Origin of the sequence: Mesorhizobium sp. M1403, assembly GCF_040317695.1 — a bacterium.
GTDB lineage: Bacteria > Pseudomonadota > Alphaproteobacteria > Rhizobiales > Rhizobiaceae > Mesorhizobium.
The window spans coordinates 244,852-268,587 of sequence record NZ_JAMYKY010000004.1; the positions used below are offsets into that span (position 1 = coordinate 244,852).

A 23,736-nucleotide genomic window follows, 5' to 3' on the forward strand; every position below is an offset into this window, starting at 1 on the left:
CCGGGGGTGCGGGCTTGGCTGATATCGGCAAGGACATAGAACGACCTCTCGGACAGGCGATCCGGGCGCCGCGCCCAGGCAGCAGGATCAGCGCCGGTGCAGTCGCGGCCGCGCTCGTCGTGCTGGCCGTGGTCGGCGTTTCCGGCGCGATCGCCTTGCGCGACAAGCCGTTCCGCAAGCCGCAAGAAGTCGCCGTTTCGACGCCGAAGATGCCGGCAGCGGCGGATCCCGCCGCGGCGCCGGCCAAGGCGACGCCCGCAACGGAAGCGCCAAGCAACGCAAGCGAACAGAAGACGGGCGAACAAACGACAAGCGGGAAGATGGGCGGTCCGCAGATCATCCATGTCCAGACCGAAGAGGGCGACGGTCCGCCCAAGGCGGCCATTGTCATCCGCGACCCTTCGACGATCGGCCAGAACCTCAGGATCGCGCACATTCCCGACAAGGCGCTGATCGAGGCCAGCGAGACCGGTCCGCTGCCGATCCGCGCCGCCGACGGCCGGCGCCCGTTCGATGTCTATGCGCGGCCGTGGTCCGGCGCACGCGGTGCACGCGTGGCGCTCGTCATCGGCGGGCTTGCCGTGTCGCAGACCGGCACGCAGGCAGCCATCGCCAAGCTGCCGGCGGAAGTGACGCTGGCCTTCGCGCCGCAAGGCAACAGCATCGGCCGCTGGATGCAGGTGGCGCGGCAAGGCGGCCATGAGGTCATCATGCAGGTGCCGCTCGAGCCGTTCGACTATCCGAACGTCAACCCCGGCCGTAACACGCTGACCGTGGCAGCGGCGCCGGACGAGAATTTGAAGAATTTACGCTGGGCGCTGTCGCGAACGACCAACTACACCGGCGTCATGAACTATATGGGCGCCCGCTTTTCGGCCGACGCGACGGCGATGGGGCCGTTGATGGCCGAGCTTGGCAAGCGTGGTCTGGCCTATGTCGACGACGGTTCGTCGGCGCGCAGCCTGGCATCCGAATTGGCGCTGAAGGACGGCGTGCCGTTCGTCGGCGGCGATACGGCGATCGACGCGGTGCAGGACCGCGGCGCCATATTGAAGAAACTGGATGGGCTGGAAGCGACGGCACGGGCGAAAGGCTTTGCCGTCGGCATCGGCTCGGCCTTCGACCTGACAGTCGATACCGTGTCGTCCTGGGTGACCGAGGCCAAGAAGCGCGGCATCGAGATCGTGCCGATTTCGGCGGTGGCCATAGATCCGGAAAAAGGCTGACATGGCAAAGAACAAGCTCGTTGACGCCGAGACACTGCCCTACCGGCCCTGCGTAGGGGTGATGGTCCTCAATGGCGATGGCATGGTCTGGGTCGGCCATCGCATTGCCGAGCCGGACAGCGAATTCGCTGGAACCACGCAGCTCTGGCAGATGCCACAGGGCGGCATAGACGATGGCGAGGAGCCGCTGCCCGCGGCGGAGCGCGAGCTTTACGAAGAGACCGGCATGCGCTCGGTGTCGCTGCTGGCCGAGGCGCCGCACTGGATCAAATACGACCTGCCGGCCCATCTGGTCGGCGTCGCCTTCAAGGGACGATATCGCGGCCAAACGCAGAAATGGTTTGCCTTCCGCTTCCACGGTGACGAAAGCGAGATCGAAATCAATCCGCCGCCGGGTGGCCACAAGGCCGAGTTCGACCGGTGGGCGTGGCGGCCGATGCTGGAACTGCCCGGTCTGATCGTGCCGTTCAAGCGCAAGGTCTACGAAGACGTGGTGGCAGCGTTCCGGCACCTGGTGGCGTAGCCGCCGGCCTTCCGCTAAAACAGGTCGGCATGACCGACATCTCCAGCAAATCCCTTCCGCAGACCGTCTCTCTACCGCAGGCCGGCGCCCCGAGTGAGCCGATCAGCGAAGCGGCGGCGGGGGCGATCCTGACCGTCGATCTTGGCGCCGTCCGTGAGAATTACCGGCGGCTGAAGGCGCGTCTGGGCGGCGTCAGCTGTGCCGGAGTGGTCAAGGCCGACGGTTACGGGATTGGCGCGGCGCCGGTGGCGGCGGCGCTGATGGCTGAAGGCTGTGATATTTTCTTCGTCGCGCATTTGGCCGGCGGCGTCTTGCTGCGCAAGGCGCTCGGCTCAGACCCGGCCATCTACGTGCTGAACGGCATTCCGCCAGGTGCGGAACGGGAAGCGGTTGCGGCGGGGCTTTGCACTGTCGTCAACAGCGCCAGCCAACTTGCGGCATGGCGCGAGATGGCCGGGCGGGTGGGCCATAAATTGCCTGCCGCCGTCCAGGTCGACAGCGGCATGTCGCGGCTCGGCATGGCGCCCGAGGAGGTGAAAGCCATCGCGCAGGATCCGCAGGCTTTCGATGGTGTCGAACTGACCTTCGTGATGAGCCATCTCGCCTGCGCCGACGAACCCGAGCAACCGGCCAACGAGCAGCAACGGCTGGAATTCGAACGGCTGCGCCGGATGCTGCCGGGAGCGCCGGCGTCGCTTGCCAATTCATCAGGCATTTTTCTCGGGCAGCGCTATCACTACGACCTCGTTCGTCCGGGTGCCGCTCTCTATGGCATCAATCCGACGCCGGCGAAGGACAACCCGATGCTGCCGGTGGTGCGATTGCAAGCCAAGGTCATCCAGACGCGGATGCTGGAGGCCGGCGCCGGTGTCGGCTACGGCCACACTTTCCACACCAAGGCCCCGCTTGCCGCGGCGACGATTTCGCTCGGCTACGGCGATGGCTGGCATCGACGCGCCGCTTCCGCTGCCTGGTTCGAAAATGTGCGGCTGCCCTTCATCGGCCGGGTTTCGATGGATTCGATCATCCTTGACATTTCCGCATTGCCGCCCGGCAAGCTGAAGGCCGGCGACCTCGTCGAACTGATCGGGCCGTCGTCGCAGACCGTGGACCAGGTAGCCGGCCAGGCCGGCACCATCGGCTATGAGGTCTTGACCAGCCTCGGCCACCGGTTCCACCGGCGCTATGTGAATGGCTAGGACGCAAGCTTGTTGTCCTCACGCATGTCGTTTCCCTCAGCATCGGCACTTGGCGGACGCCGCAGAATCCGGCAGACAGAAGGCGGCGATGATCCCGGACCCGAACCCTGACGAGACGCCGTTGCGGAGAACTAAGCGATGAAGATCTTCGTGCTGGGCGGCGGTGTGATCGGGGTCACCACCGCCTATTTTCTTGCCGAGGCCGGCCATCAGGTGACGGTGATCGACCGCCAGAAAGGCCCGGCGCTGGAAACCAGCTTTGCCAATGCCGGCGAGATCTCGCCCGGCTATGCCTCGCCCTGGGCCGGGCCCGGCGTTCCGCTGAAGGCCGTCAAATGGCTGTTGATGAAGCATGGTCCGCTGGTGGTGCGGCCGGCGCTCGATCCGCATATGTGGATATGGCTGGTCAAGATGCTGCGCAATTGCACGGCTGAACGCTACGCGCTGAACAAGGCGCGCATGGTGCCGCTGGCCGAATACAGCCGCGACACGCTGAAGGCGCTGCGCGAGGCGACCGGCATCGCCTATGACGAGCGCGCCAAGGGTACGCTGCAGCTTTTCCGAACGCAAAAGCAGCTCGATGGCGTCGGCGGCGATGTCGAGGTGCTGAAGACCTATGGCGTCCCTTATGAGGTCCTCGACCCCGACGGCTGCATTGCTGCCGAGCCCGCGCTGGCTGGCGTGCGCGAGAAATTCGTCGGTGGCCTGCGGTTGCCCGGCGACGAAACCGGCGACTGCAAGATGTTCACCGACAGGCTTGCGGAGCTTTGCGCGGCACGCGGCGTCACCTTCGAATACGACACGGAGATACGGCGCGTCGTCAAGAAGCGCGATCGCATCACCAACATCAGCACCAGCAAGGGCTGGATGGTCGCTGACGCCTATGTGATGGCGATGGGCAGCTATTCGGCGCGGTTCATGCGCATGCTGAAGCGGCCCATCCCGGTCTACCCGGTCAAGGGCTATTCGATCACCCTGCCGATCAAGGACGCCGCCGCCGCGCCGGTGTCGACGGTGATGGACGAGAGCTACAAGGTGGCGATCACCCGCCTCGGCGACCGTATCCGGGTCGGCGGCACGGCGGAAATCTCCGGCTTCGACATGCGGCTGCACGAATCGCGGCGCCGCACGCTCGAACATTCGGTCGGCGACCTTTTCGCGGGCGGCGGCGACATGCGGTCGGCCACCTTCTGGTGCGGGCTGCGGCCGATGACGCCGGACGGGCCGCCGCTGATCGGGCGCACCGATTTCTCCAATCTCTATCTCAATACCGGCCACGGCACGCTCGGCTGGACCATGGCCTGCGGCTCGGCCAAGGTTCTGGCCGACATCATCTCCAGCCGGGTGCCAGACATCGACGTCGGCGATCTCGGGCCGGGACGATATGCCAAGTAAGACCCCCAGCAGCTAAGACAGCCAGCGGCCGATAGATCTCACGCGAACAATCCCCGATCCCGTTCGACGGCCTTGGTGATGAAGCTCGCGACGATCTGAACGCGGCGCAGCGGCCTGACCGATTCATGATAGACCAGCCAGTAGGCGCGGCGGATGGGTGCGACGATATCGAGAGGCACCAACTCCGGCATCGAGTGGGCAACGAAGGTGTGCAGTATGCCGATGCCGGCGCCGGAACGCACCGCTTCGGCCTGGCCGAGCGCTGAGGAAATGGCGAAGCTGGTGCGCCAGTCGGCGCTGAATTCGGCCGCGTAGTCGAGCGAGGGACTGACGATCAGGTCCGGCACGTAGCCGATCAGCGTGTGCTGGCCCAGCTCGGCGGCGCTTCCGGGCAGGCCATGCGTGTCGGCGTAGGCCCGCGACGCGAACAGGCCGAGCGTGTAGTCGACCAGCTTTCCCGCCACCAGCCGGCCTTCCGTCGGCCGTTCGACGGTGATGGCAATGTCGGCCTCGCGCCGGGATAACGAGAAGGAGCGCGGTACCGGCACCAGCTGGATGGTGAGTTCACGGTGCAGAGCGGTCAGCGCGCCGAGGCGCCTGGCCAGGAAGGCGACGCCAAAACCGTCCGGCGCGCCGATGCGCACGGTGCCCGAAACGTCGTCGCCTTCGCCTGAAACGGTCGAGCGCGCGGCGATCATGTCGCCCTCCATGCGTTCGGCGATTTCGAGGAAACGTTCGCCTGCCGGCGTCAGCTCGCTGCCGGTGGTAAGCCGGCGAAACAGTTTTGTCCTGAATGCATCCTCGAGGGCGGCAATGCGGCGCGAGACGGTCGCGTGATTGAGCTCCAACCGCCTGGCGGCGCCGAGGATCTGGCCGGCGCGCGCCACGGCAAGGAAGATGCGAACGTCATCCCAGTTCATGGGGATGGTCCGTTTCGATAGAGAGCGCCGTGTTCCCGCCCACCCCCCTCTGGCCTGCCGGCCATCTCCCCCGCAAGGGGGGAGATCGAATGTCCGGTCGGCTTTCGCCAATCTCCAACGTCGCAAAAAGGGCGGTAAGGCCGAAGTCGCCAATCTCCCCCCTTGCGGGGGAGATGTCCGGCAGGACAGAGGGGGGTGTGAAGAAACTCAACTCAGCAATCCAAGCGATAGGAGTACACTCCCTACCATTTGCGCCATTTGATGCACAATCGCGCGCCGCTATCTATTTTCTGCACAACGGTTGCGTTTTCACTCGCGTTGCCATCGCTCCCGCAAAGGCGGACAATGCCTCATCACGAACCAGGGAGAGAGACCATGATCGAATACGGTCATTTCATCGGCGGCAAGCGTGTCGCCGGAACCAGCGGCCGCAAGCAGGACGTCATGCAGCCGATGGACGGCACGGTGCGTGGCACGGTGGCGTTGGCTTCGCAGGCGGAATTGCGCGCAGCGGTCGAAAACGCCAAGGCGGCACAGCCCGGCTGGGCGGCAACCAACCCGCAGCGGCGCGTGCGCGTCTTGATGCGGTTCCTCGAGCTGGTCGCCAAGGAGTATGATGCGCTTGCCGAGATATTGGCGCGCGAACACGGCAAGACCGTCGCCGACGCCAAGGGCGACATCCAGCGTGGCCTCGAAGTGGTCGAGGTCTGCATCGGTGCGCCGCATATGATGAAGGGCGAGTTCACCGATGGCGCCGGCCCCGGCATCGACGTCTATTCGATGCGCCAGCCGCTCGGCGTCGTCGCCGGCATCACGCCGTTCAATTTTCCAGCGATGATCCCGTTGTGGAAGATCGCGCCGGCCATCGCCTGCGGCAATGCCTACATCCTCAAGCCGTCGGAGCGCGATCCGGGCGTGCCGATGCGGATTGCCGAACTGTTCATCGAGGCCGGCCTGCCGGCGGGCATCCTCAATGTCGTCAACGGCGACAAGGAAGTGGTCGACGCCATCCTCGACGATCCCGACATCAAGGCTATCGGTTTCGTCGGCTCGACACCGATCGCCCAGTACATCTATTCGCGCGGCTGCGCGGCCGGCAAGCGCGTGCAGTGCTTCGGCGGCGCCAAGAACCACATGATCATCATGCCCGATGCCGACATGGACCAGACCGTCGACGCGCTGATCGGCGCCGGCTACGGCTCGGCCGGCGAGCGCTGCATGGCGATCTCGGTGGCCGTCCCGGTCGGCAACGACACCGCCAACCGGCTAATGGAAAAACTGGTGCCGCGCGTCGAGAGCCTGAAGGTCGGTCCGTCGACGGATTCTTCCGCCGATTTCGGCCCTCTGGTCACGGCGCAGGCGCTGGAGCGGGTCAAATCCTATGTCGACACCGGCGTCAAGGAAGGCGCCAAGCTGGTGGTCGATGGCCGCGGCTTTTCCATGCAGGGCTACGAGAACGGCTACTATATGGGCGGCTGCCTGTTCGACAACGTGACTGCCGACATGCGCATTTACAAGGAAGAGATCTTTGGGCCGGTGCTGTCGGTGGTGCGCGCGCCGACTTACGAAAACGCCATCAAGCTCGCCAACGAGCACGAGATGGGCAATGGCGTCGCCATCTTCACCCGCGACGGCGATGCGGCGCGGGATTTCGCCTCGCGAGTCCAGGTCGGCATGGTCGGCATCAACGTGCCGATCCCGGTGCCGATCGCCTACTATACGTTTGGCGGCTGGAAGGCGTCCTCGTTCGGCGACCTCAACCAGCACGGGCCGGACGCGTTCCGCTTCTACACCAAGACCAAAACGGTGACGTCGCGCTGGCCGTCCGGCGTGAAGGACGGCGCCGAGTTCGTCATCCCGACGATGAATTAGCCGGACGGTTTCCTGTCTGCGCGTCCTCGCTTCGGCTGCGGGCGCGCGGGCCGGCGTGAAGGACGGCGCCGAGTTCGTCATCCCGACGATGAACTAGCCGGAGGGTTTCCTGTCTGCGCGTCCTCGCCGTCGGCTGCGGGCGCGCGGACCGGCGTGAAGGACGGCGCCGAGTTCGTCATCCCGACGATGAACTGATCCAAATCGCAGAAAGCAAGAAAAGGCCCGGGCTTGGAGCCCGGGCCTTTTTTGTCGCCGTCTTCATCGGCATGAACACGAATGTGATGGAACCAAGAAGGTAGCAATCCTCTTAGGTTGCAGTCCTGCCGCGAAGGAGGAGCTGGCAGATCAACCAACGGCGCTGGTGACGGCTCCGGGGGATATCGTCCGGCGCAAAGGAGATGTCAGATGACACGTCTCATGGCGATCATAGCTTGCGCGGCAACGGCGGCGCTTTCCGCCATCCCGGCAATGGCTGCCGAGCAATGCGCGGCACGCGCCGATATGGTCAAGGCGCTCGGCGAGAAGTTTCATGAAAACCCGAGCGCGGTTGGCGTCGTCAATCCGAATGTGGTGCTTGAAGTCTTCGTTTCCGACAAGGGCACCTGGACCATCCTCGCCAGCGATACAAAGGGTCAAAGCTGCGTGATATCAGTCGGCGAAGGCTGGGAGAGCGCGATGACGATAGCGGCGCTGCCCGGTACCTGAAGTAGGCCTTTCCTATTCACCTGGCCGCAGCCTCGGCACGGCAGCCGGGCTGCGGCCTTATTCTCGGCGACCTTGAAACGGATCTCCCCGCGCCCGCTTGAGGCGCGCACGGCTTGCTATTTTTCGTTAGCGATACCATATATGGAACATAGCGAGAACATCCAGAATCGTTCCCGCTGGCGGCAGACCGGAACACGGAAAGGAGCGACGCGATGATGACGTCGGAACCGGCCTGGATCGCTCCGGCAAAATGAGGCCGTCAATCACCTCCCTTTGCCGGATCGTGATGGCAAAGGAGATGCCCTATGGCACGCAAATCGCTGTTAGGATGGGTGAAGACCGTAGCTTTTGCTGGCTTATTCGCGGTGGGTACGAATGCCGCAAGCGCCCAATATCAATACTGCGTTGAACATGGCGACCTCGTCGCCCACCTGACTGAGAATTTCCAGGAAAGACAGTTTGCTCTCGGACTGATCGGTCAGGAGGCGGTCATGGAAGTTTTTGTCGCCGATAGCGGAAGCTGGACGGTCATCGTGACCGACGTCGCCGGCAGAAGCTGCATTGTCGCAGCCGGCGAAAATTGGGAAAGCGTGGAGGCCCTGCCCGGCCAAAACTCATGAGGGAGCGGGCGGCGTCAGCGCGTCGCGGCCGCCTCGGCATGGCCGCGCAGCAGTGCCATCAGGCGTTTGGCATCCTTGGCCGCGGCCTCTTCGTCGCCGGCTAGGATCGAGCGGATCAATGCGACATGGTGCTCGGCCGATTCGGCCAGGCCGGTGTCGGCCTTGTAGCGGAACCAGAAGCGGCGGCTGTGGGTTTGTAACGGCGCCGCCAGGCGCGCCGCGAACGGGTTGTCTGCAGCCAGCGCCAGCGCCTCATCAAGCGCCTTGTCGGCCTGGATGAAGTAAAGCACATTTTCCGAAATCACGGCCTTTTGCATGGCAAGGGCAGCGTCATGAAACAGGTCGGCGGCCTCGCGGGTGACGAAGCGGGCGGCCGAGCGGGCAAGCACGACCTCGACGCCGCGGCGGGCGTCGAGGACGCGCAGCCAGTCGCCAGGGTGAAGCGGGGCAATGGCAATGCCGGCACGCGGCCGGACCTCGAGCAGTCCCTCCCAGGCCAGCCGCTGGATCGCTTCGCGCACCGGGGTGCGGCCGAGGCCGAGCCTGTCGATCAGCGCCCCCTCGGTGATGAAGCTCGCGGGCGCCAGCTCGAGCGTTACGATCATATGCTCGAGCCTGCGGTAGGCCTTCGCAGTCGCCGGCTCGGAGCCTGGGTTGCCATATACCAATGCGGGCGTCTCCTGATATATTATTGATATATCATATCAGATTCATCGTTGACAGCCGGCGTCTTAAGAAATATACGACTGATATATCAGATGGAGCGACCGACATGTGGGCCGGAGTTTTCCCCGCCGTTACGACCAAATTCACCGAGGATGATCGCCTCGACCATGCCGAGATGGAGCGCTGCTTTGCGCTGCAGATGGAGGCCGGCTGCGACGGCATCATCGTCTGTGGCTCGCTTGGCGAAGGACCGATGCTGTCGCATGACGAAAAGATCGAGGTGCTGAAGACCGCGCAGAAGATCGCCGGCAACAAACCGGTGCTGTTGACGGTCAACGAAGCCGGCACACGCGAGGCGGCGACGATCGCGCGCCGCGCCGCAAAAGAAGGCGCCAACGGTTTGATGGTGGTGCCGAGCCCGATCTACCATACCAATACCGAGGAGACGGTCGCGGCACTCAGCGCCGTCGCCGCGGCCGGCGACCTGCCGGTGATGATCTATTCCAACCGGCTTGCCTACCGCGTCGACGTCACTGTCGACCAGATGGAGGAACTGGCGAAGGACCAGCGCTTCGTTGCCATCAAGGAGTCCTCCGACGACATCCGCCGCTCGACCGAGATCATCAACCGCCTCGGCGACCGCTATGACCTGTTCACCGGCGTCGACAATCTTGCCTTCGAGGCGCTGTCGGTCGGCGCCATTGGCTGGGTGGCGGGCCTGGTCACCGCGTTCCCGCGCGAGACAGTCGCCATCTATCAATTGATGAGACAGGGCCGCCGCGAGGAGGCGTTGAAAATCTACCGCTGGTTCCGGCCGCTGCTCGACCTCGACGTCTCGACCTATCTGGTGCAGAACATCAAGCTCGCGGAGGTCTTCGCCATCGATACCAATGACCGGGTGCGCATGCCGCGTCAGCCGTTGGCGGGCGAGCGGCGCAAGGCTGTCGAAAAGACCGTCAGGGACGCGCTGGCGGTGCGGCCAGAGCTGCCGGCATTCTGATCCAGTCCCTTCGAGGGTATTTGCAGATGTGCAGCGCGGCGCATGGCAATGAATGATAATGCTACGCTCGATGTTGCCATCATTGGTGGCGGCATTATCGGCATCTGCGCCGCCGGCTTTCTGGCCGAGGCGGGGCGAAACGTCACGATTTTCGATCGGACGGGGATCTGCGAGGAAACCAGCTCCGGCAATGCCGCTGCCTTGGCGTTCTCCGATGTGCTGCCGCTGGCTCACAAGGGCATGATCAGGCAGTTGCCGAAATGGCTCGCCGACCCGCTAGGCCCGCTCAGCATTCCGCCCGCCTATCTGCCGAAGCTGTTGCCCTGGCTGGTCCGCTTCTGGCGGGCCGGCCGAAGCGACCGCTATGAAGCCGGCCTTGCCGCGCAGGCCGGGATGATGAAGCTCGCCGAGGCGGAATGGATGGGCTTGCTCGACCGTTCCGGCACACGGCCGATGCTGCACGAGGACGGCTCGCTCGAACTCTACGAAAGCGAGGCTGAGTTCAAGGCGTCGCTGCCCGGCTGGGCGGCAAGGCAGCGCTTCGGCATCGGCTTCAGCCATGTCGAAGGCAGCGCTCTCGCCGCCTTGCAGCCCGGCCTGTCGCCGCGCTTCGTCAAGGGCACGTTCGTGCCGGGGTGGAAGACCGTCGCCGACCCCAAGCTGCTCGGCAAGGCAATCTGGGCCTATGCCGAAGGATTGGGCGCGGGGTTCGAAAAGACTCGGATCGAGCGTGTCGAGGCGGGACAGGACGGCGCGATCCTGACCATGGCCGCCGGCACGACGCGACGGGCAAAGCATGTCGTCATCGCTGCCGGGGCCTGGTCGCATCTGCTGGCGAGACATCTCGACGACGGCATCCCGCTGGAGACCGAACGTGGCTACAACACGACGTTGCCGAAGACTGCCTTCGACGTAAAGCGGCAATTGATCTTCTCCGGGCATGGCTTCGTCATCACGCCGCTCGAGACCGGCCTGCGCGTCGGTGGCGCGGTCGAGCTCGGCGGCCTCGAAAGGCCGCCCAATTATGCGCGCTCGAAAGCACTGCTCGAAAAGGCGCAAAAATTCCTGCCAGGGCTGGATCCGGCCAATGGCCGCGAATGGATGGGATTCCGGCCGTCGCTGCCGGATTCGTTGCCGGTGATCGGGCGGTCGCAAAAAACGCCGTCGGTGGTGTATGGGTTCGGCCATGGTCATCTCGGCCTGACCCAGGCCGCGGCGTCCGGACGCTTGATCCGCGAGCTCGTTCTCGGGCAGAGTCCATCGCTCGATCTCGGTCCGTTCAGTCCGCAACGGTTTTGAGATCGAAGACATTCAGTTGGGAGCCGGCATGGCCAAGAATTCCTTCTTCTGCATAGACGGCCACACCTGCGGCAATCCGGTGCGGCTGGTCGCCGGCGGCGGACCGCTGCTCAACGGCTCGACAATGATGGAGCGGCGAGCGCATTTCCTGGCCGAATATGACTGGATCCGCACCGGGCTGATGTTCGAGCCGCGCGGCCATGACGTGATGTCCGGCTCGATCCTCTATCCGCCGACGCGCGAGGATTGCGACATCGCCATCCTGTTCATCGAAACCTCCGGCTGTCTGCCGATGTGCGGCCACGGCACCATCGGCACGGTGACCTTTGCCGTCGAACATGGGCTGATCAAACCGAAGACGCCGGGCGTGCTCAGGCTGGATACGCCGGCGGGCCTGGTCGTCGCCGAATACAAGCAGGTCGGCGACTATGTCGAGGAGGTGCGCATCACCAATGTGCCGTCCTTCCTCTATGCCGAGGGGCTGACGGTCGAATGCCCCGGGCTCGGCGAGATCAGCGTCGATGTCGCCTATGGCGGCAATTTCTACGCCATCGTCGAACCGCAAACGAACTATCGCGACATGGCCGACCATTCGGCGGGCGAGCTGATCGCCTGGAGCCCGGTGGTGCGGCAGCGGCTCAACGAGAAATATTCCTTCGTCCACCCGGAGAATCCCGGCATCGACAAGCTGTCGCACATATTGTGGACCGGTGCGCCGACCAACCCGCAAGCCGATGCCCGCAACGCCGTCTTCTACGGCGACAAGGCGATCGACCGCTCGCCCTGCGGCACCGGCACCTCGGCGCGGATGGCGCAGCTTCACGCCAAGGGCAAGCTTGGGGTTGGCGACGACTTCGTCCATGAATCGATCATCGGCTCGCTGTTCAAGGGCAGGGTGGAAAAAGAGGTCACCGTCGCCGGCAAGCCGGCGATCATTCCGTCGATCGGCGGCTGGGCACGGATGACCGGATTGAACACGATCTTCATCGACGACCGCGACCCGTTCGCGCACGGCTTCGTCGTCAAATAGAAAAAACGCTGACGCAGGGGAAGAAAGAGAGCGTAAACGGATTGCGATCAACGACGCAACGATCCCGCTCATCAACTTATTTTGACGGCGATTTCTTCGAAACGAGGCGCATGGTGCGGTTGAATCGTCAAAGACATTGCGTTAGGCCAATGGTAGGGTCCGCGATGGTCCAGGGGCCGGACGGGAATAAAACGGGCAATCGGACGGCGTGCGGCGAAAACACGCATAGCCATCGAAAAATCACGTTGCAATCCGGGCTCGAAACTTTACGACTAGGGGAAATACGAAAAGGAATGCGTCTGCATGGGCGACATTCCAGGGGAGCCACGACAGCATGCAGTATTTTGTCCAGCAGCTTATCAATGGGCTGACGCTGGGATCGATCTATGGGCTGATAGCGATCGGCTATACGATGGTCTACGGCATCATCGGCATGATCAATTTTGCCCATGGCGACATCTTCATGGTCGGGGCATTCACCGCCCTCATCGTTTTCCTCATTCTCGGCGCATTGTTCTATTCCTTGCCGGTGGTGATCGCGCTGCTGATCATGATGATCGTCGCGATGCTGCTGACCAGCCTGTATAATTGGACGATCGAGAAGGTGGCCTACCGGCCTTTGCGCGGTTCGTTCCGGCTGGCGCCGCTGATCACCGCGATCGGCATGTCGATCGCCCTGTCGAACTTCGTCCAGGTGACGCAAGGGCCGCGCAACAAGCCGATCCCGCCGATGGTGTCCACGGTCTACAACATCGAGGGCATCAGCGTATCGCTGAAGCAGATCATCATCGTCATCGTCACCGCGCTGCTGCTGGCGCTGTTCTGGTATTTGGTCAACAAGACCTCACTGGGCCGGGCGCAAAGGGCATGCGAGCAGGACCGCAAGATGGCGGCGTTGCTTGGCATCGACGTCGACCGCACCATCTCGATCACCTTCGTCATGGGTGCGGCCCTTGCTGCCGTCGCCGGCACGCTGTTCCTGATGTATTACGGCGTCATCGCCTTCTCCGACGGTTTCACGCCCGGCGTGAAGGCGTTCACCGCGGCGGTGCTCGGCGGCATCGGCTCGCTGCCCGGCGCCGTGCTCGGCGGGCTGATGATCGGCTTCATCGAAAGCATGTGGTCGGCTTATTTCTCGATCGACTACAAGGACGTCGCCGCCTTCTCCATCCTGGCGATCGTCCTGATCTTCCTGCCTTCCGGCATATTGGGCCGGCCAGAAGTCGAAAAGGTCTGAGGTCATGGCGGTCACTGTATCTCCGGAGCGCGGCGTCGTCGCCACCCCAGTGCAACGCGCCACGCGCGAGGCGCTTTATGCTGGTGCCATCGCGCTCGGCCTGTTCGTGCTGTTCATCGGCCTGCGGACCGATCAGAACATCTCCAACGAGCTGATCCTCGTACAGCGCTGGGGCCTGCTCGCCGCCGTGGTGATCGCCACCATGCTCGGCCGCTTTCTCTACGTTGCCTACGGCCAGCCCTTCCTGGCCAACCAGAAGATTGCCGACATCGCCACCGGGCTGTTGCCGGAAAGCGTGGCGACGCGGTTCTTCCGGTTGCCGTATTTCATTGCTGCCGTCGTCGTAGTGGCTGTGCTGGCGCTGCTGGCCGGCTCGCTCGATGGTTTGCTGGGGCCGGGTCTCGCCGGTTATGCGCGCTTCGCGCGGGCGCTGGCGATCATCTATGCGCTGGCCTCGGTGCTGTTCTATTTCCGCACCTTCATCCTCGCCCATTTCTCGGCGTTGGGCATAACCGCACTGGCGCTCTACCCGATCATCGTCGTGGCGGTGCTTGCCATGTACGCAGGGTCGATGGCCGGCGGGTTCCAGGGTTCACTGAAATGGGTCGACAATTTCGGCATCCAGATCCTGATCTATGTGATGCTGGCCTGGGGGCTGAACATCGTCGTCGGCCTCGCCGGCCTGCTCGATCTCGGCTACGTCGCCTTCTACGCGGTCGGCGCCTATGCCTATGCGCTGCTCGGCACGCATTTTGGCCTGTCGTTCTGGATCCTGCTGCCCGCCGCCGGCGCCATGGCCGCCTTCTGGGGGGTATTGCTCGGGTTTCCGGTGCTGCGTCTGCGCGGCGATTATCTGGCGATCGTGACGCTTGCCTTCGGCGAGATCATTCGTCTCGTGCTGATCAATTGGCGCGAGGTTACGAACGGCTCGGCCGGCATCTCCGGCATCCCCAAGGTCACCTTTTTCGGCCTGATGACGTTCAACGTTTCGGATCCGAATTATATCGCCAAGGTGTTGGATATCGCCACATCGAGCGCCTACTACAAGATATTCCTCTACTATCTGATCCTGGGGCTCTGCCTGCTCACCGCCTTCGTCACGATAAGGCTAAGGCGCATGCCTGTCGGCCGCGCCTGGGAAGCGCTGCGCGAGGATGAGATCGCCTGCCGCTCGCTCGGCATCAACACCACCACCACCAAGCTCACTGCCTTTGCCACCGGCGCCATGTTCGGCGGCTTCGCCGGCTCGTTCTTCGCGGCACGGCAAGGTTTCGTCAGCCCCGAATCCTTCATCTTCCTGGAGTCGGCCATCATTCTGGCTATGGTCGTGCTTGGCGGCATGGGTTCGCTGGTTGGCATCGCCGTCGCCGCCATGGTGATGATCGGCGGCACGGAGGTGCTGCGCGAACTCGATTTCCTGAAGCAGGTCTTCGGCCCCGACTTCACCCCGGAACTCTACCGCATGCTTTTATTCGGCATGGCCATGGTCATCGTCATGCTGTGGAAGCCGCGCGGCTTCGTCGGCAGCCGTGAACCGACAGCCTTCCTCAAGAAGAGCAAGGCCGTATCCGGCTCCTTCACCAAGGAAGGCCACGGCTGATGAGTGATACGAACCCATCTCCCATGAACGATGCCATCCTGCAGGTCGACCATCTGTCGATGAAATTCGGCGGTCTGGTCGCCATCGGCGATCTCTCCTTCCAGGCCAAGCGCGGCGAGATCACCGCGCTGATCGGACCGAACGGCGCCGGCAAGACCACGGTGTTCAATTGCATCACCGGTTTCTACAAACCGTCGGAAGGCATGCTCACGCTCAATAGGCGCGACGGCTCGAGCTATCTGCTCGAACGCCTGCCGAACCATGAAATCCCGGCACGCGCCAAGGTGGCGCGCACCTTTCAGAACATCCGCCTGTTCTCGGGCATGACGCTGCTCGAGAACCTGCTGGTAGCCCAGCACAACAAGCTGATGAAGGCGTCCGGCTACACCGTGCTCGGCCTGTTCGGCTTCAGCGGCTACCGGAAGGCATCGGCCGAGTCGGTCGAACTGGCCAGGCACTGGCTGGAGAAGGCCGATCTCGTCGACCGTGCCGACGACCCGGCCGGCGACCTGCCCTATGGCGCGCAACGACGCCTCGAGATCGCGCGGGCGATGTGCACGGGTCCGGAGTTGCTCTGCCTCGACGAGCCGGCTGCCGGCCTCAATCCGAAAGAATCAATGGCGCTCAACGCGCTGCTGATGGACATCAAAGACAACACCGGCACCTCGATCCTGCTGATCGAGCACGACATGGCGGTGGTCATGCAGATTTCCGACCACGTCGTGGTGCTCGAATACGGGCGCAAGATATCGGACGGCAGCCCGCATTCGGTACGCACGGACCCGCGCGTCATCGCTGCCTATCTCGGCGTCGAAGACGAGGAAGTCGAGACGGTACTGACCGAAGTCGGCGACGAGGACGTCATCGAGCAATTGGACACCGGTCCCGATTCCGCGCACGGCCCAGGCACATCGTCTTCGTATCTCGCCGGACCGGTGACCGATACGATCGGCCACAGCGAGGGCGAGCGCGTGACCGTGTCGAAAGGCGCCTCGAAAGCCGGGCAGTTCGATGCAAAGTCGAGTGCCGCGGCAAGCAAGGCAGCAGCGCAAGCCGCCGCTCCCCCGGCCAAGGCGGAACCCGCTGCAGCTAAGCCGACCGCGAAACCCTCCACGGCTAAGGCGCCGGCCAAGTCGAAGGTCGCGGGCGTTTCGAACCGGCTCACAGCGCCACGTGGCGGCGAGGCCGACAATCTGACCCGCATCAAGGGCATCGGCACGGTCAACGAGAAGAAGCTTAACCAGCACGGCATCTTCCATTTCGACCAGATCGCGGCATGGAAGAAAGCCGACGTCGCGGCCGTCGAGGCCTATCTCGCCTTCGACGGACGCATCGCCCGTGAGGACTGGGTTGGTCAGGCCAAGCTTCTCGCCGCCGGCAAGGAGACGGAATTTTCGCGCCGCGTCGACGCCGGGAAAGTGGAAACGAGCCACGCTTCCGGGAAAACTGCGAAAACAGTTGCCGGCAAGACTGCTGCCGCACCTGCGGGCAAGCGCGGAGGGCGCAAGTGATGGCCGGCACAACGCTGCTCGATATCAAAGGCGTCCAGACCTACTACGGCAACATCAGGGCGCTGAACGGTGTCGACGTCACCGTCAGGCAGGGCGAGATCGTGGCGCTGATCGGCGCCAACGGCGCCGGCAAGTCGACGCTGATGATGACCATTTTTGGTGCTCCGCGGGCCCGGGCGGGCACGATCACCTTCGCCGGCACCGATATTACCCAGATGCCAACGCATGAGATCGCGCGCATGCGGATCGCCCAGTCGCCGGAGGGCCGGCGCATCTTCCCGCGCATGACGGTGATGGAAAACCTGCAGATGGGCGCCAGCCTCGACGGCCTCAAGCATTACGACGAGGACGTCGAGAAGGTGTTCACGCTGTTTCCGCGCCTGAAGGAACGCATCGCCCAGCGCGGCGGCACCCTGTCGGGCGGCGAACAGCAGATGCTGTCGATCGGGCGTGCGCTGATGGCACGGCCGAAGCTGCTCCTGCTCGACGAGCCGTCGCTCGGCCTGGCGCCGCTGATCGTGAAGCAGATCTTCGACGCCATCCGCGAGTTGAACCGGACCCAAGGGCTGACAGTGTTCCTGGTCGAGCAGAACGCCTTCGGCGCGCTGAAGCTCGCGACGCGCGGCTATGTCATGGTCAACGGCAATGTGACGATGAGCGGCACCGGCAAGGAGCTGCTCGCCAATCCGGAAGTGCGCGCCGCCTATCTCGAAGGCGGCCACCACTGAGTTCAGGAGACTTCATCATGCAGGGCATTCTCTACGAGGAACCCTCGATCTGGCAGTTCTTCTTCGTCACCTGCCTGCTCGGCGGCTGGGCGGCATGGATGACCGGCAAGGCCAGCGCCCAGACATGGCGCAGCTTCCTCCAATTGTTCGCCTACATGCTCGGCCTTGGCATTGGCGTAAGGTTCATTCATCACGCGCTGTTCGGCGGCACGATGTTCTCGCTGCATTACTATATCGTGGATACGATCGTACTGATGATATTGGGCTTCATCGGCTATCAATACACGCGCACAAACCAGATGGTGACACAGTATAATTGGCTCTATGAAAGAGCATCGGTTTTGAGCTGGAAGCCGAAAGGTTGACGTTCATGATTAACGCCGTTTCGGGGATGAATCGGCGTGACAAGTGCCTGAAAATCGGCAAAGTACGTTTTCTGCGAGTAAAAGTGGGCATCGCATGAAAGCATCATCCAACGCCCACTCCGTAAATGGGAGCGTTTTACATGAAAAAATCACTTTTGTCCGCCGTCGCCCTGACCGCGCTGATCGCGTTCAGCGGCAGCGCGTGGGCTGACGTCCTGGTTGGCGTCGCCGGTCCGATCACCGGTCCGAATGCCGCCTTCGGCGCGCAGCTGCAGAAGGGTGCCGAACAGGCCGTCGCCGACATCAATGCGGCCGGTGGCATCAATGGCGAGCAGATCAAGCTCTCGGTCGGCGACGACGTCTCCGATCCGAAGCAGGGCATCTCGGTCGCCAACAAGTTCGTCGGCGACGGCGTCAAGTTCGTGGTTGGCCACTTCAACTCGGGCGTCTCGATCCCGGCGTCGGAAGTCTACGCGGAAAACGGCATCCTCGAGATCACGCCGGCCGCGACCAATCCGAAGTTCACCGAACGCGGCATGTGGAACACGTTCCGCACCTGCGGACGTGACGACCAGCAGGGCAGCATCGCCGGCGCCTATCTCGCGGCGAACTTCAAGGATGCCAAGATCGCGGTCATCCACGACAAGACGACCTACGGCCAGGGCCTTGCCGATGAGACCAAGAAGGCGATGAACGCAGCCGGCCTGACGGAAGTCATGTACGAAGGCGTCAATGTCGGCGACAAGGACTTCTCGGCGCTGATCGCCAAGATGAAGGAAGCCGGCGTTTCCATCATCTATTGGGGTGGCCTGCACACCGAAGCCGGCCTGATCATCCGCCAGGCGGCTGACCAGGGCCTCAAGGCGACGCTGGTTTCCGGCGACGGCATCGTGTCGAACGAGCTGGCCTCGATCGCTGGCGACGCAGTTGCGGGCACGCTGAACACGTTCGGCCCGGATCCGCGTCTGATCCCGACGAACAAGGAACTCGTCGAGAAGTTCCGCGCGCAGGGCTTCGAACCGGAGGCCTACACGCTTTACTCCTACGCCGCCATGCAGGCGATCGCCGAAGCAGCCACCGTTGCCAAGTCGAACGACCCGCAGGAAGTTGCCAAGGCGCTGCATGAGAAGGGTCCGTTCAAGACCGTTCTGGGCGACCTCTCCTATGACGCGAAGGGCGATCCGACGTTGCCCGGCTACGTCATGTACGAGTGGAAGAAGGGCGACGACGGCAAGTACACCTACATCCAGAAGATGTAAGCCTGTCGACGACGATAATTTTGGAGATGCCCGGCGCTTGCGCCGGGCATTTCCGTTTTGACGACATCGAGTTGATTTAAATCGGTTTAGCCGCTGCCCGATTTTGTTTGCACTGCAGCATTTTCGCGCTAATCATGTCCGGCAGTTCCCTTCCCCGTGTCCGGAGCCCTGTCCTTGGCAATCTCGAAGATCCTTGTCGCCAACCGCTCCGAAATTGCCATCCGCGTCTTCCGCGCGGCTAATGAACTCGGCCTCAAAACCGTGGCCATCTGGGCGGAGGAAGACAAATACTCCCTGCATCGCTTCAAGGCCGACGAAAGCTACCAGGTCGGGCGCGGGCCGCACCTGACCAGGGATATGGGGCCGATCGAAAGCTATCTGTCGATCGAGGAGGTTATCCGCGTCGCCAGGCTTTCGGGCGCCGATGCCATCCATCCAGGCTACGGCCTGCTGTCGGAGAGCCCGGAATTCGCCGAGGCCTGCGCCACGGCCGGCATCATCTTCATCGGGCCAAAGCCGGATACGATGCGCAGGCTGGGCAACAAGGTCGCCGCCCGCAATCTCGCAATCGAAGTCGGTGTGCCGGTAATTCCCGCCACCGATCCCTTGCCGGACGACATGGCGGCGGTGAAGGAACTCGCCAGGACGATCGGCTACCCGGTGATGCTCAAGGCGTCCTGGGGCGGCGGCGGCCGCGGCATGCGCGCCATCCGCTCCGAGGCCGATCTCGCCCGCGAGGTGATGGAAGGCAAGCGTGAGGCGAAGGCGGCTTTCGGCAAGGACGAGGTCTATCTCGAGAAGCTGATCGAGCGCGCCCGCCATGTCGAGGTGCAGGTGCTGGGCGACACGCATGGCAACGCCGTGCACCTATTCGAGCGCGATTGTTCGATCCAGCGCCGCAACCAGAAAGTGGTCGAGCGGGCGCCGGCGCCCTATCTCGAAATGTCGCAGCGCGAGGAGCTTTGCGGCTACGCGCTGAGGATCGCGCGCGAAACCAGCTATATCGGCGCCGGCACGGTCGAGTTCCTGCAGGATGCCGATACCGGAAAATTCTATTTCATCGAGGTCAATCCGCGCATCCAGGTCGAGCACACCGTCACCGAACAAGTGACCGGCATCGACATCGTCAAAGCACAGATCCACATACTCGACGGCTTTGCCATCGGCACGGCGGAATCGGGCGTGCCGACGCAGAAGGACATCAGGCTCAACGGGCACGCGCTGCAGTGCCGCATCACCACTGAAGACCCCGAGCATAATTTCATCCCCGACTATGGCCGCATCACCGCCTATCGCGGCGCCACCGGCTTCGGCATCCGCCTTGATGGGGGCACCGCCTATTCGGGCGCGGTCATCACCCGCTTCTACGATCCATTGCTGGAAAAGGTGACGGCGTGGGCGCCGACGCCGGCCGAGACCATCGCCCGCATGAACCGGGCGTTGCGCGAATTCCGAATCCGGGGCGTGGCGACCAATCTCACCTTTCTCGAGGCGATCATCAATCACCGGAGCTTCGCCGACAATTCCTACACCACCAAGTTCATCGACACGACGCCGGAACTGTTCGCCAGCGTGAAGCGGCAGGACCGCGCGACCAAGCTGCTCAACTATCTTGCCGACGTTTCGGTCAATGGCCATCCCGAGACGCGCGGCCGGCCGCAGCCAAAAGCAGATGCGGCGCCACCGGTGGTGCCATATCTCAACGGCAATGTGCCTGACGGCAGCAAGCAGAAGCTCGACGTGCTCGGGCCGGAGAAATTCGCGGCGTGGATGCGCGAGCAAAAAGAGGTGCTGGTCACCGACACGACAATGCGCGACGGGCATCAATCCTTGCTCGCGACGCGTGTGCGCACCTATGACATCGCCGGCATCGCCGGCACCTATGCGCGCGCTCTGCCGCAGCTTTTGTCACTCGAATGCTGGGGCGGCGCAACATTCGACGTCGCCATGCGCTTCCTCACCGAAGATCCATGGGAGCGGCTGTCGCTGGTGCGCGAGGCAGCACCCAATCTTCTGCTGCAGATGCTTCTGCGTGGCGCCAACGGCGTTGGCTATACCAACTATCCCGACAACGTCGTCCAGCATTTCGTCCACCAGGCCGCTGCTGGCGGCATCGACCTGTTCCGCGTCTTCGACTGCCTGAACTGGGTCGAGAACATGCGTGTGGCCATGGATGCGGTCGGCGCCGAGGGCAAGCTGATCGAAGCGGCGATCTGCTATACCGGCGACATACTCGATCCGGCGCGGGCGAAATACGATCTGAAATACTATGTCGGCCTGGCCAGCGAATTGCAGGCGGCGGGCGCCCATATCATTGCCGTCAAGGACATGGCGGGGCTTCTAAAGCCGAGTGCTGCCCGCGTGCTGTTCAAGGCACTGCGCGAGGCGACAGACCTGCCGATCCACTTCCACACGCACGACACATCCGGCCTGTCGGCGGCCACCGTGCTGGCAGCGGTGGAGAGCGGTGTCGACGGCATCGACGCGGCGATGGATTCGCTATCTGGCAACACCTCGCAGCCATGCCTGGGTTCGATCGTCGAGGCGCTGAAGGGCACCGAGCGCGATCCGGGCCTCGACCCGCAATGGATCAGGAATATCTCGTTCTACTGGGAGGCGGTGCGCAACCAGTACGCCGCCTTCGAAAGCGACCTGAAGGGGCCAGCATCGGAGGTCTATCTGCACGAAATGCCTGGCGGGCAGTTCACCAACCTCAAGGAACAGGCGCGCTCGCTTGGGCTGGAGACGCGCTGGCACGAAGTGGCGCAGACCTATCACGACGTCAATCTGATGTTCGGCGATATCGTCAAGGTGACGCCGTCGTCCAAGGTCGTCGGCGACATGGCGCTGATGATGGTCAGCCAGGACCTGACCGTCGCCGACGTCGAGAATCCGGCGCGGGACATCGCCTTCCCGGATTCTGTGGTGTCGATGTTGCGCGGCGACCTCGGCCAGTCGCCGGGCGGCTGGCCAAAGCCATTGCAGAAGAAGGTGCTGAAGGGCGAAAAGCCGATCACGGTGCGGCCGGGTTCGCTGCTCAAGGCGGCGGACCTCACGGCCAGCCGCAGGGAGGTCGAGGAAAAGCTCGAGCGCAAGCTCAGTGAGTTCGAGTTCGCGTCGTGGCTGATGTATCCGAAGGTGTTTTCGGATTTCGCCGCCGCGCAGGAGACCTACGGGCCGGTCAGCGTGCTGCCGACGCCGACCTATTTCTACGGCATGAAGCCGGAAGACGAGATTTTCGTCGACATCGAAAAAGGCAAGACGCTGGTGGTGCGCTGCCTTGCCATGGGCGATGTCGACGAAAAGGGCATGGTCACCGTGTTCTTCGAGCTCAACGGCCAGCCGCGCCGGGTGAAGGTGCCGGACCGGGCGCATGGCGCCTCCGCTGCCAAGGCACGGCGCAAGGCGGAGCCGGGCAATGAGGCGCATGTCGGCGCGCCGATGCCTGGCGTCGTCTCGGCGCTTGTGGTCGCTGCCGGCCAGGCGGTGAAGGCCGGCGACGTGCTGCTGTCGATCGAAGCGATGAAGATGGAAACGGCGTTGCATGCCGAACGCGACGGCACCATAGCCGAGGTGCTGGTCAAGGCCGGCGACCAGATCGATGCCAAGGATCTGCTGATCGCGTTCGGGTGAAATAGGCCGGCATCAGAGAGCCTTGTCGGCGCCTGGCAGCAGCCCCTTCATGCCGCATCGATAGCACCTTGACCCGCCGCGCCCGGTCGGGCATCGAACCGCTGCAATTCGCCGCTCGGGTCCCCGTGAGTCGCGGCGAGAAACGACGCGGAGTGAAGAATATGGCCGACGACATCACCGAAACCAGCCAGACTGTTGCCGCCGGCCAGCTGCGCGCCTTCATCGAACGCATCGAGCGGCTCGAGGAAGAGAAGAAGACGATTGCCGACGACATCAAGGAAGTGTTCGCCGAGGCCAAGGGCACCGGATTTGACACCAAGGCGATGCGGTCGATCATCCGGCTGCGCAAGAAGGACCAGGCCGAGCGGCAGGAAGAGGAGTCCATCCTCGATCTGTACAAAACCGCGCTTGGAATGGTGTAGGCCGATAACAGCCTTGGGCGCCGGTTGCGGCGCCCCTCGACGGTTCGAACCATGAGCGAATTCGATTTTGACGCCCGCCGCGCCTCTGAATTCCGCCAACGCAGCTTCTGGACGCTGTTCGCGGAACGGCATCCGGATGAAAGGGCTCTGCTGGCGAGGCGTGGACCGTGGTTCTGGCAGCGTGGGCTGCCCGACTTCGCATTGGTCCTTTCCATGTACGTCGCGCCTGCGCAGAATCATGTCGGCGTCTTCTTCGGCCGCAACGAGAAGTTCGGTGCCACGCAAGCCTGGTCGCGGCTGAAGCCGTTCCAGCCGGCCATCGAAGACAGGCTGAAGCTCAGGCCAGAACAAAGTTGCGACGGCCTCGGCATCAATTCGATGTGGCGGGTGAATTGTTTTGCCGAAGACAATTGGCCGGCGATGACCGACTGGCTGGTGACGGAAGCCTCGCGTTTCGAGCGCGCGATTGCCGAAGTTCTGGGTCAGGAATAAAGCAGGGTTTCCAGACGCAATCCTTGTGGAAGGG

The 23,736-nt window shown here is 63.3% G+C and carries 21 protein-coding genes; 19 read left to right on the forward strand and 2 right to left on the reverse strand.

Annotated elements, in window-relative coordinates:
- Positions 1–14 precede the first annotated feature (14 nt).
- The 4 genes from NKH01_RS10715 (at position 15) to NKH01_RS10730 (ending at position 4,343) form a co-directional block, all read left to right on the forward strand.
- The gene (locus tag NKH01_RS10715) at positions 15–1,226 is read left to right on the forward strand and encodes a divergent polysaccharide deacetylase family protein (RefSeq protein WP_352494139.1); all 1,212 of its coding nucleotides are present in this window, start codon (positions 15–17) and stop codon (positions 1,224–1,226) included.
- A gap of 1 nt (position 1,227) precedes the next feature.
- The gene (locus tag NKH01_RS10720; RefSeq protein ID WP_352480951.1) at positions 1,228–1,749 is read left to right on the forward strand and encodes an RNA pyrophosphohydrolase; all 522 of its coding nucleotides are present in this window, start codon (positions 1,228–1,230) and stop codon (positions 1,747–1,749) included.
- A gap of 29 nt (positions 1,750–1,778) precedes the next feature.
- A complete protein-coding gene (alr, locus tag NKH01_RS10725; RefSeq protein ID WP_023719670.1) occupies positions 1,779–2,948 on the forward strand; it encodes an alanine racemase in 1,170 nt (389 codons plus the stop codon).
- Positions 2,949–3,086: 138 nt separating this feature from the next.
- Complete coding sequence (locus NKH01_RS10730) at positions 3,087–4,343, forward strand: D-amino acid dehydrogenase (RefSeq protein ID WP_352494141.1); 1,257 nt, start codon at positions 3,087–3,089, stop codon at positions 4,341–4,343.
- A 38-nt stretch (positions 4,344–4,381) separates the two neighbouring features.
- Here the strand turns inward: NKH01_RS10730 and NKH01_RS10735 are convergent, their stop codons facing one another.
- The gene (locus NKH01_RS10735) at positions 4,382–5,263 is read right to left on the reverse strand and encodes a LysR family transcriptional regulator (protein ID WP_352480948.1); all 882 of its coding nucleotides are present in this window, start codon (positions 5,261–5,263) and stop codon (positions 4,382–4,384) included.
- Positions 5,264–5,638: 375 nt separating this feature from the next.
- Between NKH01_RS10735 and NKH01_RS10740 the strand changes: the two genes are divergently transcribed.
- The 3 genes from NKH01_RS10740 (at position 5,639) to NKH01_RS10750 (ending at position 8,460) form a co-directional block, all read left to right on the forward strand.
- A complete protein-coding gene (locus tag NKH01_RS10740; protein ID WP_023719667.1) occupies positions 5,639–7,135 on the forward strand; it encodes a CoA-acylating methylmalonate-semialdehyde dehydrogenase in 1,497 nt (498 codons plus the stop codon).
- Positions 7,136–7,540: 405 nt separating this feature from the next.
- Positions 7,541–7,840: a hypothetical protein gene (locus NKH01_RS10745; protein WP_023719666.1), complete on the forward strand. Its 300-nt coding sequence runs from the start codon at positions 7,541–7,543 to the stop codon at positions 7,838–7,840.
- Positions 7,841–8,145: 305 nt separating this feature from the next.
- Positions 8,146–8,460 (forward strand): hypothetical protein, encoded by a 315-nt coding sequence (locus tag NKH01_RS10750; protein WP_353020129.1) that lies wholly within the window; start codon positions 8,146–8,148, stop codon positions 8,458–8,460.
- A gap of 14 nt (positions 8,461–8,474) precedes the next feature.
- Here NKH01_RS10750 and NKH01_RS10755 read toward each other — a convergent pair whose 3' ends face one another.
- The gene (locus NKH01_RS10755) at positions 8,475–9,128 is read right to left on the reverse strand and encodes a GntR family transcriptional regulator (protein ID WP_353020131.1); all 654 of its coding nucleotides are present in this window, start codon (positions 9,126–9,128) and stop codon (positions 8,475–8,477) included.
- A 104-nt stretch (positions 9,129–9,232) separates the two neighbouring features.
- On the opposite strand from NKH01_RS10755, the gene NKH01_RS10760 reads away from it, so the two are divergent.
- The 12 genes from NKH01_RS10760 to NKH01_RS10815 all read left to right on the forward strand — a co-directional run bounded on the left by NKH01_RS10760 (position 9,233) and on the right by NKH01_RS10815 (position 23,702).
- A complete protein-coding gene (locus NKH01_RS10760) occupies positions 9,233–10,126 on the forward strand; it encodes a dihydrodipicolinate synthase family protein (protein ID WP_352494143.1) in 894 nt (297 codons plus the stop codon).
- Between the two features lie 48 nt (positions 10,127–10,174).
- Positions 10,175–11,425 (forward strand): NAD(P)/FAD-dependent oxidoreductase, encoded by a 1,251-nt coding sequence (locus tag NKH01_RS10765; protein WP_353020132.1) that lies wholly within the window; start codon positions 10,175–10,177, stop codon positions 11,423–11,425.
- Between the two features lie 28 nt (positions 11,426–11,453).
- Positions 11,454–12,455, forward strand: coding sequence for a 4-hydroxyproline epimerase (locus NKH01_RS10770; protein WP_023719661.1), 1,002 nt, complete (start codon positions 11,454–11,456; stop codon positions 12,453–12,455).
- A 334-nt stretch (positions 12,456–12,789) separates the two neighbouring features.
- On the forward strand, positions 12,790–13,692 hold the full coding sequence (locus NKH01_RS10775; protein ID WP_023719660.1) for a branched-chain amino acid ABC transporter permease: 903 nt from the start codon (positions 12,790–12,792) through the stop codon (positions 13,690–13,692).
- Between the two features lie 4 nt (positions 13,693–13,696).
- A complete protein-coding gene (gene livM, locus NKH01_RS10780) occupies positions 13,697–15,292 on the forward strand; it encodes a high-affinity branched-chain amino acid ABC transporter permease LivM (RefSeq protein ID WP_353020133.1) in 1,596 nt (531 codons plus the stop codon).
- Positions 15,292–16,803 carry an ATP-binding cassette domain-containing protein gene (locus NKH01_RS10785; protein WP_023719658.1) on the forward strand — a complete coding sequence of 504 codons (1,512 nt, stop codon included), beginning with the start codon at positions 15,292–15,294 and terminating at the stop codon, positions 16,801–16,803. The genes livM and NKH01_RS10785 overlap by 1 nt, the downstream gene beginning before the upstream one ends.
- Positions 16,803–17,531, forward strand: a complete 729-nt coding sequence (locus tag NKH01_RS10790) for an ABC transporter ATP-binding protein (protein WP_023719657.1) — start codon at positions 16,803–16,805, stop codon at positions 17,529–17,531. The genes NKH01_RS10785 and NKH01_RS10790 overlap by 1 nt, the downstream gene beginning before the upstream one ends.
- A 17-nt stretch (positions 17,532–17,548) precedes the next feature.
- On the forward strand, positions 17,549–17,896 hold the full coding sequence (locus tag NKH01_RS10795; protein WP_023719656.1) for a DUF6867 family protein: 348 nt from the start codon (positions 17,549–17,551) through the stop codon (positions 17,894–17,896).
- A gap of 140 nt (positions 17,897–18,036) precedes the next feature.
- Positions 18,037–19,155, forward strand: a complete 1,119-nt coding sequence (locus tag NKH01_RS10800; RefSeq protein WP_023719655.1) for a branched-chain amino acid ABC transporter substrate-binding protein — start codon at positions 18,037–18,039, stop codon at positions 19,153–19,155.
- 174 nt (positions 19,156–19,329) lie between these two features.
- A complete protein-coding gene (gene pyc, locus NKH01_RS10805; RefSeq protein ID WP_352787925.1) occupies positions 19,330–22,788 on the forward strand; it encodes a pyruvate carboxylase in 3,459 nt (1,152 codons plus the stop codon).
- Positions 22,789–22,949: 161 nt separating this feature from the next.
- Entirely contained in the window at positions 22,950–23,210 is a 261-nt protein-coding gene (locus tag NKH01_RS10810) for a DUF2312 domain-containing protein (protein WP_353020135.1), read from the forward strand.
- Positions 23,211–23,261: 51 nt separating this feature from the next.
- On the forward strand, positions 23,262–23,702 hold the full coding sequence (locus tag NKH01_RS10815; protein WP_353020136.1) for a hypothetical protein: 441 nt from the start codon (positions 23,262–23,264) through the stop codon (positions 23,700–23,702).
- Positions 23,703–23,736: the final 34 nt, after the last annotated feature.